Raw genomic sequence first — 14,953 nt, 5'->3', positions numbered from 1 at the left:
TATACTAATAAATAGGCCTTTTATTTTAAGTTGGTCGTAATGGTTAGCACTAAAACATTATGAGTAAAATAAAGGAAAACTAACATGAATACACTATGTAAAACACTACTTGCAGCTTCACTATTATTACCGCTGACATCATATGCTGATAGTTGGTTTATTAAACCTTATGTCGGCCTTAGTCAAATATCTGATGTCTCAGGTGATGCAGAAAACATCAACAATATATCTGGAAATAGCGATATTAATTTAGATACAGGTTTTAATGTTGGCTTGAGTGGTGGCTATTATTACAATGATAGCATTGCTGTTGAGTTTGGATGGGAGTATCGTTCGAATGATTCCGAAACAAACCTTGCTAACTCATTTACTTACCCAGATGGTAACTATGCTTCAAATACATTTTATTTAAATGGTCTCTATCATTTTGCTAAAACTGTAAACTGGCAACCATACTTAGGTGGCGGGTTGATATGGGTACAAGAAATAGATATTGATTTAGAGTTTGAAGGCAATGAACTCTCTTTCTCTAGTGATGGCGACATTGGTTTTCAAGTGATGGCGGGAATAAACTACCACCTAAACAACGATTGGTTAATACAACTTGAAGCTAGATATTCCGATATCACAGATATCGATTTATCAGGTGAAGAGAGGGCTATTGGCAATATATCAGGCTTAGATTATCAACCAGTTACGCTGCAAGTGGGTCTCATTTACAAGTTCTAAAATTATTCTAGACCATAGAAACGTTAAATAGTGACTGCATACAGATTAATTCATGCAGTCACTTTATATTCATATAAAATAGGTAAGTTAGTTTTTCTGCAAAAAGAGCACTATTCTGTCTTCTCCTTAAACTCACATAAATCTTCAATAATACATGAACCACATTTTGGCTTACGGGCAGTGCATACATAACGGCCGTGCAATATTAGCCAATGGTGAACATCAACCTTAAATTCTTTTGGCACAACCTTTAAAAGCTTGTTTTCAACTTCAACTACGTTTTTACCCATAGCAAATTTGGTGCGGTTTGATACTCGGTCGATATGCGTATCAACGGCGATAGTCGGCCAACCAAATGCCGTGTTGAGCACAACGTTTGCGGTTTTACGACCAACACCCGGCAAGGCTTCCAACGCTTCACGGTTTTCTGGTACTTCGCCGCCATGTAAGTCGACCAGCATTTGGCAGGTTTTTATGGTGTTTTCCGCTTTGGTATTAAACAAGCCTATAGTTTTGATATAGTCTTTAAGTTTTTCTAAACCCAAATCTAAAATGGCTTGTGGTGTGTTTGCCACTGCATAAAGCTTTTCAGTGGCTTTATTAACACCTACATCAGTAGCCTGCGCTGATAGCAATACCGCGATTAGCAACTCAAAAGGTGTAGAGAAGTTGAGTTCGGTAGTAGGGTGTGGATTGTCATCTCTTAATCGAGTTAGAATTTCCAAGCGTTTTTCTTTGTTCATTGTTCTTATCTGTTATTGGTTTTCTTATCTTTTCTTGTATTGAATGTATTGACCCTATTGATGGGTAAGGTAACCAGTGTGCCTTGCTAGTTTATGTTTCCTCGAATACCGAATGGTAACATTTTACTTGGTATATCTGTTGCCCAGCCAATAAATATCCAATTTGGTAGTAACTAACCTTTATCCCGGTAGTAACTTGGCGCAACCCCTGTATTCTCTCGAAACATATAGGTAAATGCAGACGGGGATTCATAGCCAAGGTCGGTTGCGATTGTTGAGATTGCGTCACCATTACTTAGCTTGCTAATGGCAAGTTGCACATTCAAGCGCTGTCGCCAAGCGTTGTAGGTAAGCCCAGTTTCTGCTTTAAAAAGTCGAGATAATGTTCTGCTTGAAGCGCCAACAATTTCTCCCCATTGTTTTAGATCATACCTATTCGATGGGTTGTTTTGGATGATTGAGAGCATGGCAAGAAGTCGCTTATCTTGCGGGTAGGGTAGCTGTAGCCTAACTTTTGGCGCGATAGCTAGTTTTAATCGAATGAGCGACAGTAACAAATCGTCTGCATCATCGCTTTGATAGTCATTGCAGCAGCTTTTTGCTTCCAGAATGAGTGTTTTAAGAAAGTGATTAATTTCAAATACACAACACTCGCTCGGAAGGGCATTGTCTGCATCATTGTTAATATAAAAGCTCGTAAGTTCCACTTCAGTAAGCGCAGTGACTTCATGGCTAATATGGGGGAGTACCCAAACACCTTGCTCGGGCGGCACGATATATCTGTCAGTATCTGTGACAACAGACAAAACCCCTTTGTTAGCGTAGATAAATTGCCCCCAGTCATGGCTGTGCCGTTTGACGGTTGTGCTTCTGGCAATCGCTCGATTAACGACTTTAACGGGTCTGTCTAAGCTTTGTTCACTCTCTATAGAGGGAGGAATAGTTGGCATAAAATCGACATATGTGTTCTCAATGTCGTTACCTTACCATTTGATTGACACATTAGCATGAACAACTTCAATCTATAGACGGGGTTAGCATGTTAGACGTGGTTACAATCATAATGTTTTTAGCGCTGGGAAGTATCGTTGGTTTTTTGGCGGGCTTACTTGGCGTGGGCGGTGGCGGGATATTAGTGCCAGCACTATCTTACTTCTTGATATGGTCAGGAGTAGGGGTCGACAATCTTATGCATATTGCGCTGGGTACCTCAATGGCTTGTATTATCGTTACGTCATTCTCTAGCCTACGTGCTCACCAGCAAAAAGGTGCGGTTGTCTGGGAAATTGTTAAAGTCATGTCATTTGGCATTGTGCTAGGCACTTTCGCGGCAACATATGTCGCCTCGCATGTAAATTCGCTTTATCTGGCAATACTGTTTTCATGCTTTATGTTTTGGACAGCGATTCGCATGATGAAAAATAAGGCCCACTTAGAAAAACCGCGAACGTTAGACAAAGCCAATATGTTTTATACTGCTAGCGGTATTGGAGCAGTGTCTGCATTGGTGTCAATTGGGGGAGGGTCGTTAACTGTTCCTTATTTGATAAAGCACAGTGTTGATGTAAAAAAAGCCATTGGCACGTCAGCTGCGATAGGTTTACCTATTTCAGTTACCGCTACCTTGGGCTATTTAATTAACGGCTGGAATGCCGACTTAGCTTATGCTGATTTAACACATGCCTATTCAATAATGGCTTACACGATAGGATTTGTGTATTGGCCTGCGGTTATTTTTATATCAATCACCAGTTTTTTCTTCGCTCCGCTGGGCGCAAAAGCGGCACACTATTTACCTGTTGGTGTATTGAAGAAAACTTTTGCAGCGTTACTGATTTTACTGAGTATCAAGATGACGCTGCTTTTGCTGTAGGTAGTGCCAAAATGTTGAGTAAGCTGAAGTTTTACTTATTCTTTTTTACTTGAGCTTTTTTTGACTGCTCCTTTAGCACTTCGTTGATAAAGCTTTTACGACCATACTGGCGAGTGATAATACACTTATCTAAGTTAAAGCCTCTTGCTGGGCAATACTCACGACCGTAGTAAATAATTTGTAAGTGTAAGTCGTTCCATTTTTCTTTAGGGAATAAGCGTTTACCATCGCGCTCTGTTTGCTCTACGCTTTTGCCGTTTGATAAGCCCCAGCGATACATCAAACGGTGAATGTGGGTATCAACCGGAAATGCGGGTACATTGAAGGCTTGCGCCATCACCACTGATGCAGTTTTGTGACCAACGCCTGGCATTGCTTCTAATGCCTTAAAATCTTGTGGCACTTCACCGTGGTGTTGTTCAATAATCATTTGAGACAAGTGCCAAATGCCTTTTGATTTCATTGGTGACAAGCCACACGGTTTGATGATGGCCTTGATTTCATCAATGGTCATTTTCACCATATCGTATGGATTGTCTGCTTTAGCAAAAAGCTTAGGGGTGATTTGATTAACGCGTTCATCGGTGCACTGCGCGGATAACAGCACAGCAACTAAGAGGGTGTAGGGATCTGTATGATCCAACGGAATAGGCACTTCGGGATAAAGCTCGTCAAGAATCTCAATGATTGCCTGTACTTTTTCCTTTTTAGAAATTACCTCTATCTTTGAAATAGGCTCAAGCGCGTCAGTCATAATATCAATTCTCTAGTCTTTTCTGGTCTTTCTAGTAATTAGGGAGCAGCTGCGGCTGTGTCTTAGTTTTGGTTTGATAAGAACTCACCCAAGCGTACTGATGCATTGGTTTGTGCCATGGTTTATGGCGTTGCTTTATGCTTCTGTGAGTTCCATACGGAGAGCTGCTCTAGTCGCGGCTATAGTCGACTTTTAGTCAAAATTAACCCGAACACGCTCAATGTTTTCTTGTTGCTCTGGCGCTGGTTGGCGCGCTGCTGCTTGGCTATCGATGTAGTTTTTTAAAGCGATTAAAAAGCCCATGCCGATAAAAGCGCCAGGCGGAAGAATGGCCAGTAGAAACTGACTATCGAGATGCAATACTTCAATACGCAAGCTGGTTGCCCATTCACCAAATAGTAAATGCGCACCGTCAAATAACGTGCCTTGCCCCAGAAGTTCACGCATTGCGCCTAGCACAACAAGTACCGCTGCAAAGCCAAGCCCCATCATTAAGCCGTCAAAGCTCGCTTGCTTGATTGGGTTTTTCGAGGCGTATGCTTCAGCACGACCGATAATCGCACAGTTGGTTACGATTAGCGGTAAGAAAATACCCAGTGATTCGTATATTCCATAAGTAAAGGCGTTCATTAAAAGCTGCACGCAAGTTACGAATGCGGCAATAATAAGCACGAAAATAGGGATGCGAATTTCTTTTGGTACCCAGTGGCGAATTGCCGATACTGTTGCGTTGGAGCCGATCAACACCAGTAGGGTTGCGAGCCCTAATCCCAATGCATTGGTAACTGTTGAAGTTACTGCCAGCAGCGGACATAAGCCAAGTAGTTGCACTAGGCCAGGGTTGTTTTTCCACAGTCCTTGCCATGCAAGTTCTTTATATTCTTCAGTTAATTTCACTGCTCAACCTCACAGGCATTGGCTTGCTGAAATAGGGTGTCTTTGTGTTGTTCAAAGTAATTCGCGGTTTTTTTCACTGCTTTAACAACAGCGCGAGGTGTAATAGTCGCACCGGTAAATTGGTCAATCATGCCACCGTCTTTTTCAACCGCCCAGCGGCTACTTTCTAGCTCTTCTTTACTGCGGTTGTTGAAGCTAAATATCCAATCACTTTTACGCTCTTCTACTTTATCACCTAAACCTGGTGTTTCTTGATGTTTAAGTACGCGCACAGCACTAAGCTTGCCATCAACACGCATTGCAACTATTAAGAAAATTTTTCCGCTATAGCCATCAGGAGCAACGCTAGTTATGGCAGCGGCAATTGGCTGATCGTTTTGCGTGGCGAGATAGGCAAGTTGATCATCGGAGCTGCCAAGTAATGGGTCATTAATACGAACGCAGCGCTGCGACATATCATTGTCGTGGATGTCGTCAGGCACAACGGCATGCAAGGTACTGAGCAATTGTTTCTGTTCTTGTTGTTTTATGCGGTTTTTAGTCAATTCAAAGGTCAGTGAAACCACCGCCGTACAAGCAACGGCGAATAATGCGAGAATTTTGGCATTCTTAGTAATGGCTATTTTCATTGCTTGCCTCCCACCTGATGACCAAAGGTACGTGGGCGAGTGTATACATCAATTAACGGTGCCGCCATATTACAAAGCAATACGGCAAACGCGACAGCGTCAGGGTAGCCACCAAACTTACGGATCAAGAACACCAATAAACCCGCCAGAGCGCCAAACACTATACGGCCTTTTACACTTGTCGCACCAGAAACCGGGTCAGTAATAATAAAAAACGCACCGAGCATAGTAGCGCCCGACAACCAGTAAAACATGGTTGATGGGTTAAGATCAGGGCTAATTAAATGAGCAATTAGGCTACAAACAAATAAGCTTGCTAGAAAGCTTAACGGAGTAGACAAAGGTATTGCTTTTTTGGCGAGTAGTAATAAGCCGCCAGCAAGGAAACCAAGGTTTACCCACTCCCACCCCAAGGCAAAGTGTTCACCAAATACCGGAGACTTAGCCGCTTCTGCTAATGTGAAGCCGGTTGCAATCGTCGTTTTTAACGTGTCCAAGGGTGTTGCCATGGTGTAACCGTCTACATGTGTGCGTAGCTGCTCTGCTGAATAACCTAGGCTGGTACTTTCAGTGAAGATCATCCATAAGGTGTCAGTAAAACCATACTCAATCGCCATCAGCGGAGCTGGCGGTAGCCATGTGGTCATTTGCACTGGGAATGAAATGAGCAGCATTACATAAGCGGCCATAGCGGGGTTGAACGGGTTGTGCCCTAAGCCACCGTATAGCTGCTTTACCACAAGAATGGCAAAGGCCGCGCCCAATACCGAAATCCACCATGGGGCAACGGCAGGTAAACAAATGCCCAGCAATACCGCGGTTAAAATGGCACTGCCATCCAGCAGTTCCGTTTTGATGGGTTTGTCTCGTAATGATAATACTAAAAATTCGCACACTAACGCGGTCACAACCGCTAAGGCGATATGAATTAAATTACCCCAACCAAAAAAATACCATTGAGCGGCAATACCGGGAATGGTTGCCAAAATCACTAGGCGCATTAACGCCGAGGTTTGTTTTTGTATATGGTTGTGGGGTGAGCTTGCTATCCAAAATGCCATGGCTTATTTTGACTCTTCTCTTTGTTGCTTCTTTGCTTTGGCTTTGGCAACGGCCGCGGCGATACGTGCTTTTTTCTCGTCAGCAGCACTGCTGGTTGACTCTACAGGCGCTGCTTGTTGTTCGGGCTGAATAACGCTTTCTTCTGCTTCAGCTGTGCTGGTTGAGTTTTCTTCGATGCTTTTGCTATCAGTACTTTCGCTTTCTAATGAAGCTTCACTCTTTGCCTCGCCCTCTGATTTAGCCTCAGTTTTTTGCTGAGCTAGCTTTTTCGCTTTGGCTTTGGCTTTGGCAACAGCATTAGCGATTCTGCGCTTTTTAGCATCGGCTGCATCATCAGAAGCACCTTGCGGCCCTGACGCTTGAGTATCAGGGGTTTCTTCACTAGCGTCAGCGTGTTTGACTGCTGGTTCGCGCTTTGAGTCACTATGTGACTGGTCTGGCGAATCCGGTTCAGCTTCTGTTGCTTGCGCTTGTTTCTTTGCCTTGGCTTTTGCAATAGCGGCAGCAATTTTAGCTTTTTTGTTATCGGCGCTATCAGAGCTGCTAGGGCTATCAGCACTACCTGAGGTAGCTGGCGGCTCTGCGTCTGCTTTAGCGTCTTCGCTTGCATTTTCTTGTGCGGCTTTTGCCTTTTTTGCTTTTGCTTTGGCAATAGCTGCTGCTACACGTGCATTCTTTGAAGCGTCTTTGGCTTGCTTATTATCCGGCTCATGTGAAGCCTCAGCCGATATTGACGGGTTAGTGTCAGTATCATTTTTACTTTCAGCTTGTTGTGGCTTTTCAGCAGTGCCTTTCTGGTTAGCAGGTGAGTCCCCAATTTCAGCAGCTTTAGCAAGTTTCTTTGCTTTAGCGCGAGCGATTGCCGCAGCAACACGATCATCTTTTGCTGCCGCGGATGTTTCATCGCTCTGGTTTGTCTCTGCTGAGACAGTAGCTTGTTCAGAAGCTTGTTGGGCTTGTGCTGCTTTTTTTGCTTTTGCTCTGGCAATGGCTGCAGCGGCTCTTGATTTCTCTGGGCTTGCGGTTTGCGTAGCTATTGCCTCTGTGGCAGCCTCGGTTGTACCTTCTGACTGGGCTTTTTTCGCTTTTACGCGGGCAAGCGCAGCGGCAACAGCAGATTTTGCCGACGCACCTTCACCAGAGTCAGCGTTCATCGCCGCTCTTCTTGCTTCCGACGCTTTGCGCTGTTTTTCTTCCCGTGCTTTTTTCTCACGTTCTAATCGAGCTTTACGCGCTTCAAAACGAGACTTTGCTTTTTCAGCTTTTAAGTCTTGCAGCTCTTTTTGGCGAATTTCTGCTTTTGCAATTCGGTAGTAATGCACCAACGGAATATGGCTTGGGCAAACATAAGCACATGCGCCACAATCAATACAATCAAAGAGATTGAGCGCTTTAAGCTTGCTGTGATCTTTGGCTTTTGCCGACCATTGCAACTCTTGTGGTAGCAGTTTACTTGGGCAAACTTCCGCACATTGACCACAGCGAATACATTCAACTTCTTTGTTGTTTAAGTTAAGTTCATGGCTGGCGGGCACTAACACACAGTTAGATGTTTTCACTACAGGTACCATATCGGTAGGTAGCGTGAAGCCCATCATTGGCCCGCCCATAATTACGGCTTGTTGTGAGCCGTTCACTTTTGCCGGCAGGCATTGGGTAATTAAGTCTTTTACTGGTGTGCCAATAGCCGCCCAAACGTTTTGTGGCTTCTCAAGTCCTTGGCCAGAAACCGTAACAACGCGTTTGATTAATGGTGTGTCGTGAATCACAGCTTCGGCAATGGCAAAACAACTGGCAACGTTTTGCATCACGATGCCTTGGTGAATAGGTAAACTACCGCTGGCGACCTCTTGACCTGTGAGCGCTTTGATTAATTGCTTTTCACCGCCGGTAGGGTAGATGGTTGGCAATACACACACTTTAACGTTATCAAGCTCTGCTGTTGCATTACGCAGTGCTTCAATTGCTTGCGGTTTGTTATCTTCAATGCCAATTAGCACCATACGCGGGATTAACAAGTGCTTTAAGATATTAATACCATCGACGATGGTTGCCGTTTGTTCACGCATTAATAAATCGTCAGCCGTAATGTAGGGCTCGCACTCGGCTGCATTGACGATTAAAAAATCAATATTAGGTTTGCTGTCTACTTTGATATGCGTTGGGAAGCCAGCGCCGCCCATACCGCTAATACCCGCATTAGCAATTTTCTGGATAATATCAGTGCGTGATAATGAGGTGAAATCTTCACAAACACGACGCTCTCGCCAGCTATCAAGGTTATCTGGCTTTAAGAAAATACAAAGCTCGCTTAGTCCCGAAGGGTGGGCGATGACATGTAAGGCAATTTTTTCGATGGTACCACTGGTAGGCGCATGAATAGGCACCGCCATTGGCGAACTTGGTGAGGTGAGTGGCTCACCTTTAAGTACGTGATCGCCTACTTTTACTTGAATATCGCCAGGCACACCAATGTGTTGCTGCACTGGAATAATTAACAGCTCTGGCAATTGCAACGGTTTGATCGGCTTATCGGCCGTCAGGAACTTTTGCTCGGGTGGGTGAACACCACCGTGAAACTTCCAGAACTGATTATTTTGGATTCGATTAATAATGTTTTGCACAGAAATACCTAATCAAGCTCTATGACTTTAATTCTACGACGGGAATAGCGTTTAGATCCCATTGCCAGTTGCGTGTGGTTTGGGCGATAGGGCGCATTTCGATACAGTCAACCGGACAAGGTGCAACACAGAGATCGCAGCCCGTACATTCGTCGCTGATAATGGTATGCATCTGCTTGGCCGCCCCGATAATAGCGTCAACCGGACATGCTTGAATACACTTGGTACAGCCAATACAGTCTTCTTCAATAATGAAAGCTACTTTAGGTGTATTGTCTTGCTCGTGGCTGGCATCTAATGGCTCAGGCTCTACGCCCATTAAGTCAGCGATTTTTTTGATGGTATCATCACCGCCAGGCGCACATTTATTGATCGCTTCGCCATTGGCAACGGCTTCTGCGTATGGCTTACAGCCTGGGTAACCGCACTGTCCGCACTGAGTTTGAGGCAGCAAGGCGTCTAGTTGTTCAACTAAGGGATCGCCTTCTACCTTAAACTTTACTGAGGCGAAGCCAAGCAATGCGCCAAATGCCGCAGCGATAACGCCAAGTACTAATATTGCAATAATTGCTGTCATTAAAATTTCACCAAACCAGTAAAGCCCATAAAAGCTAACGACATTAGTCCAGCGGTTATCATTGCGATTGCAGAGCCTTTAAATGGCGTTGGCACATCAGCATCAGCGAGTTTTTCGCGCATCGCAGAAAACATAATTAGCACCAGTGAAAAACCAGCTGCGGCGCCAAAACCATAGACAATCGATGACAAAAAGTTGTGTTGTTCTTTAATGTTTAACAGGGCAACACCCAACACCGCGCAGTTAGTGGTGATCAGTGGCAGGAAAATACCTAACAAACGGTACAAGTTAGCACTGGTTTTATGCACCACCATTTCGGTAAATTGTACGACAACAGCTATCACCAAAATAAAGGCCATGGTTTCTAGGAACTCTAACCCTAGTGGTGCCAGAATATAAGTGTGTACGAGGTAACTCAGCATAGAGGCCAAGGTCATTACGAATGTAGTCGCAAACGACATGCCGATGGCAGTTTCTGTTTTTGAAGAAACTCCCATAAAAGGACACAAGCCCAAAAACTGAACTAATACGAAATTGTTCACTAATACTGTGCCGATCAGCAACAGCAGGTAATCAGTCATATAGGAAAAAGTTATCGGATAAATTCGCCATATTATCCGTGTTTATCGTCAAATTAACAACTTATGGATGGTAGGGTTTTTCACTTTTTGCTTCTGAAAAGCTCAAGGAAAAACCCTTTTTTGCCACATGAGTGGGATATGACGAAATTTAGATAGGTTTGGGTTTGCCGATGTAAAAGCCTTGGCAACCATCGATAAATAAGCGCTCCAACGTGTGTTTCTCTTCTTGGCTTTCAACACTTTCGGCAAGCACTGTAATACTGAGCCGGTGGGCAAGATCAACCATTACGCGCAGAAAATACTGGTTGTTTTTATCATCATCAATATCGCGGGTATAGGTGCTGTCCATTTTGATAAAGTCTGGCTTTAAGTCACGGAAGAACTTAAACGAAGTTAAACCAACACCAAATCGCTCAACTGTGACACGTGAACCTGCACGATGAACCAAATCAATAAAACGCTTACTGGTTTTGATGTTTTGTTGCAGACCGAATTCTGTGATCTCAAAAATAATACGAGGTGCGATACTCGCTTCTCGCAACAGTTTACGCTCTAACCAGATCAAGAAGTGCTCATCACTTATCGAGCGCGCACTCACGTTAATACCAAAGCTTTGGTCGACGATATTCTTAGAGATGATCTCATTAATCGCGGTTTCAATGATTAATTTATCTACGGCCGTGATCTTATCGAGCTTTTCGGCCATCGCGATAAAAGATGCGGTTGGTAGCATCTCATCATTTGAATTTAAGAAGCGAGCCAGTACTTCCCCGTACACTTTACTGTTGCGCGTTGTAGGCTGAATCGGTTGAACCAATAAACTGATACGTTGGTTGTCTATCACGTTATCAATTTCTTGGCGCCAATTTTGATTGCCTTGATTGAAGTCAGTATTTTTAAGTGCTTCAGAGTCTTTCTGAATATACCAAGCATTAATGTGTTGGGTTTGGGCAATACTGATGCCTGTATCGACTAGGGCAAGCAATTCACCTAGCGGCTTAGTTTGGTCAAAATAAACTAGGCCAGTGTAAGCAACAGAATCAAGATCTGCACTTTGTTGGAATTCATTAAAGCGCTGAGTTAAATCGTTAGCAAAGTTTTCCGCCTCTTTTAGCGTGATGTTTGGCAAAATGGTAGCAAAGTCTGAGCTGCTCAGCTTAAACAGTCGGCCGGAGCGATAAGCAGTAACAGCGCTTTGAATTAAGCTAGCGACGTTTTTAATATAATTATCACCTTCATGGTAACCGTGAATCTGGTTAACGGTTTGCAATTCACTACAACGACTAATGACTAATACCCCAAACTTAGTGGCGCTTTCTGGCTCTCTCAGCGATTCATAATATTGTACAAATCGGTTTCGGTTATCTAGGCCAGTTAAGTGGTCAGTGTAGGCGTGTTGCTCTAACACCGATGAGGTTGATACTTGCTTTTCTATTAATTGTTTAATTTCGGCTATGCCGGTTTTTAGTTCCGGTATTTCAATTAAGTCGTCATAAACTTCAGTGTCATTAGAGGAAATAAGTGATAAATCTTTTTTAATTTGGTGACTAATCGCCGACATGAACTTGCCATTCTTGCGAACACTCATTTGTGCGGCAACAACGACCAATAAAATAATCAGGCCAGTGAGTGAAAAGATTATTTTAAGTACAAATAACGAATCTTTTGACGTATTTAATTGGTAGTTAATCATCAAGTCGACGGTGCTTAACGAAACCTTATGTGCTGGCGGTTGGGTCATTGGAAAGGTGAAGCCAGGACTTGGGTTGCTGTAACTGTAGATTTTTTCGCCGTCGTAGCTGTTGATGGTTAATTGGCTGTAGTCTTCACTTTTTCTGAGTACATTCGCTAGCTCTTTACTTTTGCCCAATTGCTGGGCGAAAGCACTAATTGCAGCTTGGTGCTGCTCGTGCTTTTGCGTTGTGTATTCGGCCAAAAAAAACACTGAGAGTGCTGTACTTACGATAACAAATACAACGCCCAACAATATATTTCTCGCTAATAATTGAGAAAATGTGTACATGACTTTGCTATGGATCCTGTTGAGAATTGACGCTCTTTACCCTTATTTTATAACATGAATATCGATATAAAACTAACTTGTTGTAAATAATCATGTTATTTAGTTATAAGTGTTAAAAAACCCGACAATTCCCCGTTGTTTACGGCAAACAAATAAAACATCTCTTTTCCCGATTTTAACTTGCTTATATAGTGGGCTAACTATATAATTCCGCCCATCTAATTGAGCGACATGATTGCACTGAGAAGTTTACGTCTGCGTTTACTTTGATCATGAAGCTTTTCATTGATGCTGCTTTATTACAAAGCTGGTGCATCATTGAATACAATGGGCTCAGTGAAATTAAGGCCCCTTTTGTCGGGCCTTTTTTGTTTGTTGCGTTGTTACTATTCGGTCGCCGGCAAACAACAGCTTTATTTCGCTGGGCTTTATGCCCTTTTTTTATATCTGGAGATTTAGGATTGGCAAAATTCGAGCATAAGCTAACAGACATGCTACGCCCAGCTGTAGAGCAGCTTGGTAAAGAGCTTTTAGGTGTTGAATTTATTAGTGCGGGTAAGCACTCAATTTTACGATTATTTATTGATCATGAAAACGGTATTAACGTTGATGATTGCGCAGAGGTTAGTCGTCAGGTGAGTGCAATTTTGGATGTTGAAGATCCAATTAGCACAGAGTACAACCTAGAAGTATCGTCTCCAGGCTTAGACCGACCGTTATTTGATTTGGCGCACTTTGAAGCCGTTGTTGGTGAAACTGTCGATGTCAAACTTGGCTTACCGTTAAATGGTCGTCGCAAGTTTAAAGGGGTACTGGAAGCCGTTGAAGCCGAGACACTTGTTGTCGTTGTTGATGGCGAAGCTTTTGAACTGCCATTTAGCAGTGTAGATAAAGCAAACCTAGTCCCACAGTTTTAATTATTGAGTAAGTAGAAGGCTAAAGAACATGAGTAAGGAAGTTTTACTGGTCGTAGATGCCGTATCGAACGAAAAAGCGGTACCTCGCGAGAGCATTTTCCAGGCGATGGAAACTGCGCTAGAAACTGCTACTAAGAAAAAATACGAAGGCGATATTGAAGTACGTGTTTGCATCGATCGCAAAACTGGTGATTTTGACACCTTCCGTCGTTGGTTAATTATCAATGATGCTGAACAAGAAATGGAAAACCCATTTGCTGAAATCAGCTTAGCTGCTGCTCAATTTGAAAACCCAGAATTGAATGTTGGCGACTACGTTGAAGAGCAAATTGAATCAGTAAAGTTTGACCGTATTACCACGCAAACTGCTAAGCAAGTTATTGTACAAAAAGTACGTGAAGCAGAGCGCGCGTTAATTGTTGATGCATACCAAGAGCAAGTGGGTGAGCTAATTACCGGTGTTGTTAAAAAAGCAAACCGCGATAGCGTTATTCTAGACTTAGGTAACAATGCTGAAGCGATTGTATACCGTGATGACATGTTACCACGTGAAGTCTTCCGTCCAGGTGACCGTGTTCGTGGTTTGTTATACGCAATCAAACCTGAAGCTCGTGGTGCACAATTATTTGTAAGTCGCACTAAGCCAGAAATGTTGATTGAACTATTCCGCGTTGAAGTGCCAGAAATTGGCGAAGAAATGTTGGAAATCAAAGGTGCAGCACGCGATCCAGGCTCACGCGCTAAAATTGCAGTAAAAAGCAATGACAAGCGTATCGACCCAGTAGGTGCTTGTGTTGGTATGCGTGGTTCTCGTGTACAAGCTGTATCTGGTGAACTTGGTGGTGAGCGTGTTGACATCGTGTTGTTCGACGACAACCCAGCACAGTTTGTTATCAATGCTATGGCGCCAGCAGAAGTTGCATCAATCATCGTTGATGAAGACAAAGGCACTATGGATATCGCTGTTGAAGAGGGCAACCTTGCAATGGCAATTGGTCGTAACGGTCAAAACATTCGTTTAGCTAGCCAACTAACAGGTTGGGAACTAAACGTGATGACAGTTGACGACATGAATGCCAAGCACCAAGCGGAAAATGACAAAGTATTAAACCTATTCACTGAAAAACTAGATATCGATGATGAGTTCGCTGGTGTATTAGTGGATGAAGGTTTCACATCGTTAGAAGAAATTGCCTACGTACCTGTCAATGAGCTATTAGAAATTGATGGTATGGACGAAGATATCGTTAACGAATTACGTGAGCGTGCCAAAGGTGCATTAACCACTCAAGCACTAGCAAGCGAAGAATCATTAGAAGGTGCTGAGCCAGCAGAAGACTTATTAGCACTTGAAGGTTTAGATCGTCACTTAGCATTTGTACTTGCAAGCAAGGGTGTAGCAACACTTGAAGATCTTGCAGAGCAAGGTGTTGATGATTTAGTTGAAATTGAAGAACTTGATGAAACCAAAGCAGGTGAGCTAATCATGGCTGCTCGCAACATCTGTTGGTTTAACGAAGAATAGAACGCCGGGGGAATTATTT

Annotated in this window: 14 protein-coding genes; 4 read left to right on the top strand and 10 right to left on the bottom strand. The window is 43.3% G+C overall.

Translation table 11 applies throughout. The features are described from left to right. Positions 1-84: 84 nt before the first annotated feature. Positions 85-729, top strand: coding sequence for an outer membrane protein (locus DXX92_RS11955; RefSeq protein WP_116000652.1), 645 nt, complete (start codon positions 85-87; stop codon positions 727-729). A gap of 110 nt (positions 730-839) precedes the next feature. Here the strand turns inward: DXX92_RS11955 and nth (DXX92_RS11950) are convergent, their stop codons facing one another. Both nth (DXX92_RS11950) and DXX92_RS11945 read right to left on the bottom strand, forming a co-directional pair. Next, positions 840-1,472, bottom strand: coding sequence for an endonuclease III (gene nth, locus DXX92_RS11950; protein WP_116000651.1), 633 nt, complete (start codon positions 1,470-1,472; stop codon positions 840-842). Positions 1,473-1,645: 173 nt separating this feature from the next. Continuing rightward, the gene (locus DXX92_RS11945; protein ID WP_116000650.1) at positions 1,646-2,422 is read right to left on the bottom strand and encodes an AraC family transcriptional regulator; all 777 of its coding nucleotides are present in this window, start codon (positions 2,420-2,422) and stop codon (positions 1,646-1,648) included. 89 nt (positions 2,423-2,511) lie between these two features. On the opposite strand from DXX92_RS11945, the gene DXX92_RS11940 reads away from it, so the two are divergent. Then, complete coding sequence (locus tag DXX92_RS11940) at positions 2,512-3,345, top strand: sulfite exporter TauE/SafE family protein (protein ID WP_116000649.1); 834 nt, start codon at positions 2,512-2,514, stop codon at positions 3,343-3,345. A gap of 31 nt (positions 3,346-3,376) precedes the next feature. On the opposite strand, the gene nth (DXX92_RS11935) is transcribed toward DXX92_RS11940, so the two are convergent. The 8 genes from nth (DXX92_RS11935) to DXX92_RS11900 form a co-directional block, all read right to left on the bottom strand. After that, positions 3,377-4,099, bottom strand: a complete 723-nt coding sequence (nth, locus tag DXX92_RS11935) for an endonuclease III (RefSeq protein ID WP_116000648.1) — start codon at positions 4,097-4,099, stop codon at positions 3,377-3,379. Positions 4,100-4,291: 192 nt separating this feature from the next. Next, positions 4,292-4,996: an electron transport complex subunit E gene (locus DXX92_RS11930; protein WP_116000647.1), complete on the bottom strand. Its 705-nt coding sequence runs from the start codon at positions 4,994-4,996 to the stop codon at positions 4,292-4,294. Further along, a complete protein-coding gene (rsxG, locus tag DXX92_RS11925; RefSeq protein WP_116000646.1) occupies positions 4,993-5,625 on the bottom strand; it encodes an electron transport complex subunit RsxG in 633 nt (210 codons plus the stop codon). Before rsxG ends, DXX92_RS11930 begins: the two co-directional genes overlap by 4 nt. Continuing rightward, on the bottom strand, positions 5,622-6,686 hold the full coding sequence (gene rsxD, locus DXX92_RS11920) for an electron transport complex subunit RsxD (RefSeq protein WP_116000645.1): 1,065 nt from the start codon (positions 6,684-6,686) through the stop codon (positions 5,622-5,624). The genes rsxG and rsxD overlap by 4 nt, the downstream gene beginning before the upstream one ends. Before the next feature lie 3 nt (positions 6,687-6,689). After that, positions 6,690-9,311, bottom strand: a complete 2,622-nt coding sequence (rsxC, locus tag DXX92_RS11915) for an electron transport complex subunit RsxC (RefSeq protein WP_245961468.1) — start codon at positions 9,309-9,311, stop codon at positions 6,690-6,692. A gap of 19 nt (positions 9,312-9,330) precedes the next feature. Next, positions 9,331-9,888 carry an electron transport complex subunit RsxB gene (rsxB, locus tag DXX92_RS11910; protein WP_116000643.1) on the bottom strand — a complete coding sequence of 186 codons (558 nt, stop codon included), beginning with the start codon at positions 9,886-9,888 and terminating at the stop codon, positions 9,331-9,333. Further along, the gene (rsxA, locus tag DXX92_RS11905; RefSeq protein ID WP_116000642.1) at positions 9,888-10,469 is read right to left on the bottom strand and encodes an electron transport complex subunit RsxA; all 582 of its coding nucleotides are present in this window, start codon (positions 10,467-10,469) and stop codon (positions 9,888-9,890) included. The genes rsxB and rsxA overlap by 1 nt, the downstream gene beginning before the upstream one ends. Positions 10,470-10,617: 148 nt before the next feature. Then, positions 10,618-12,492 carry an EAL domain-containing protein gene (locus tag DXX92_RS11900; RefSeq protein ID WP_116000641.1) on the bottom strand — a complete coding sequence of 625 codons (1,875 nt, stop codon included), beginning with the start codon at positions 12,490-12,492 and terminating at the stop codon, positions 10,618-10,620. A gap of 461 nt (positions 12,493-12,953) precedes the next feature. Between DXX92_RS11900 and rimP the strand changes: the two genes are divergently transcribed. Then, positions 12,954-13,409: a ribosome maturation factor RimP gene (gene rimP / locus DXX92_RS11895; RefSeq protein WP_116002404.1), complete on the top strand. Its 456-nt coding sequence runs from the start codon at positions 12,954-12,956 to the stop codon at positions 13,407-13,409. Between the two features lie 28 nt (positions 13,410-13,437). Beyond that, a complete protein-coding gene (gene nusA / locus DXX92_RS11890; protein ID WP_116000640.1) occupies positions 13,438-14,934 on the top strand; it encodes a transcription termination factor NusA in 1,497 nt (498 codons plus the stop codon). Positions 14,935-14,953 lie beyond the last annotated feature (19 nt).

The organism is Thalassotalea euphylliae, from assembly GCF_003390395.1.
In the GTDB taxonomy this organism is placed as follows: domain Bacteria; phylum Pseudomonadota; class Gammaproteobacteria; order Enterobacterales; family Alteromonadaceae; genus Thalassotalea_F; species Thalassotalea_F euphylliae_C.
The sequence above is the reverse complement of the archived record's forward strand: the minus strand, read 5'-3'. Positions and strand labels throughout refer to the sequence as shown.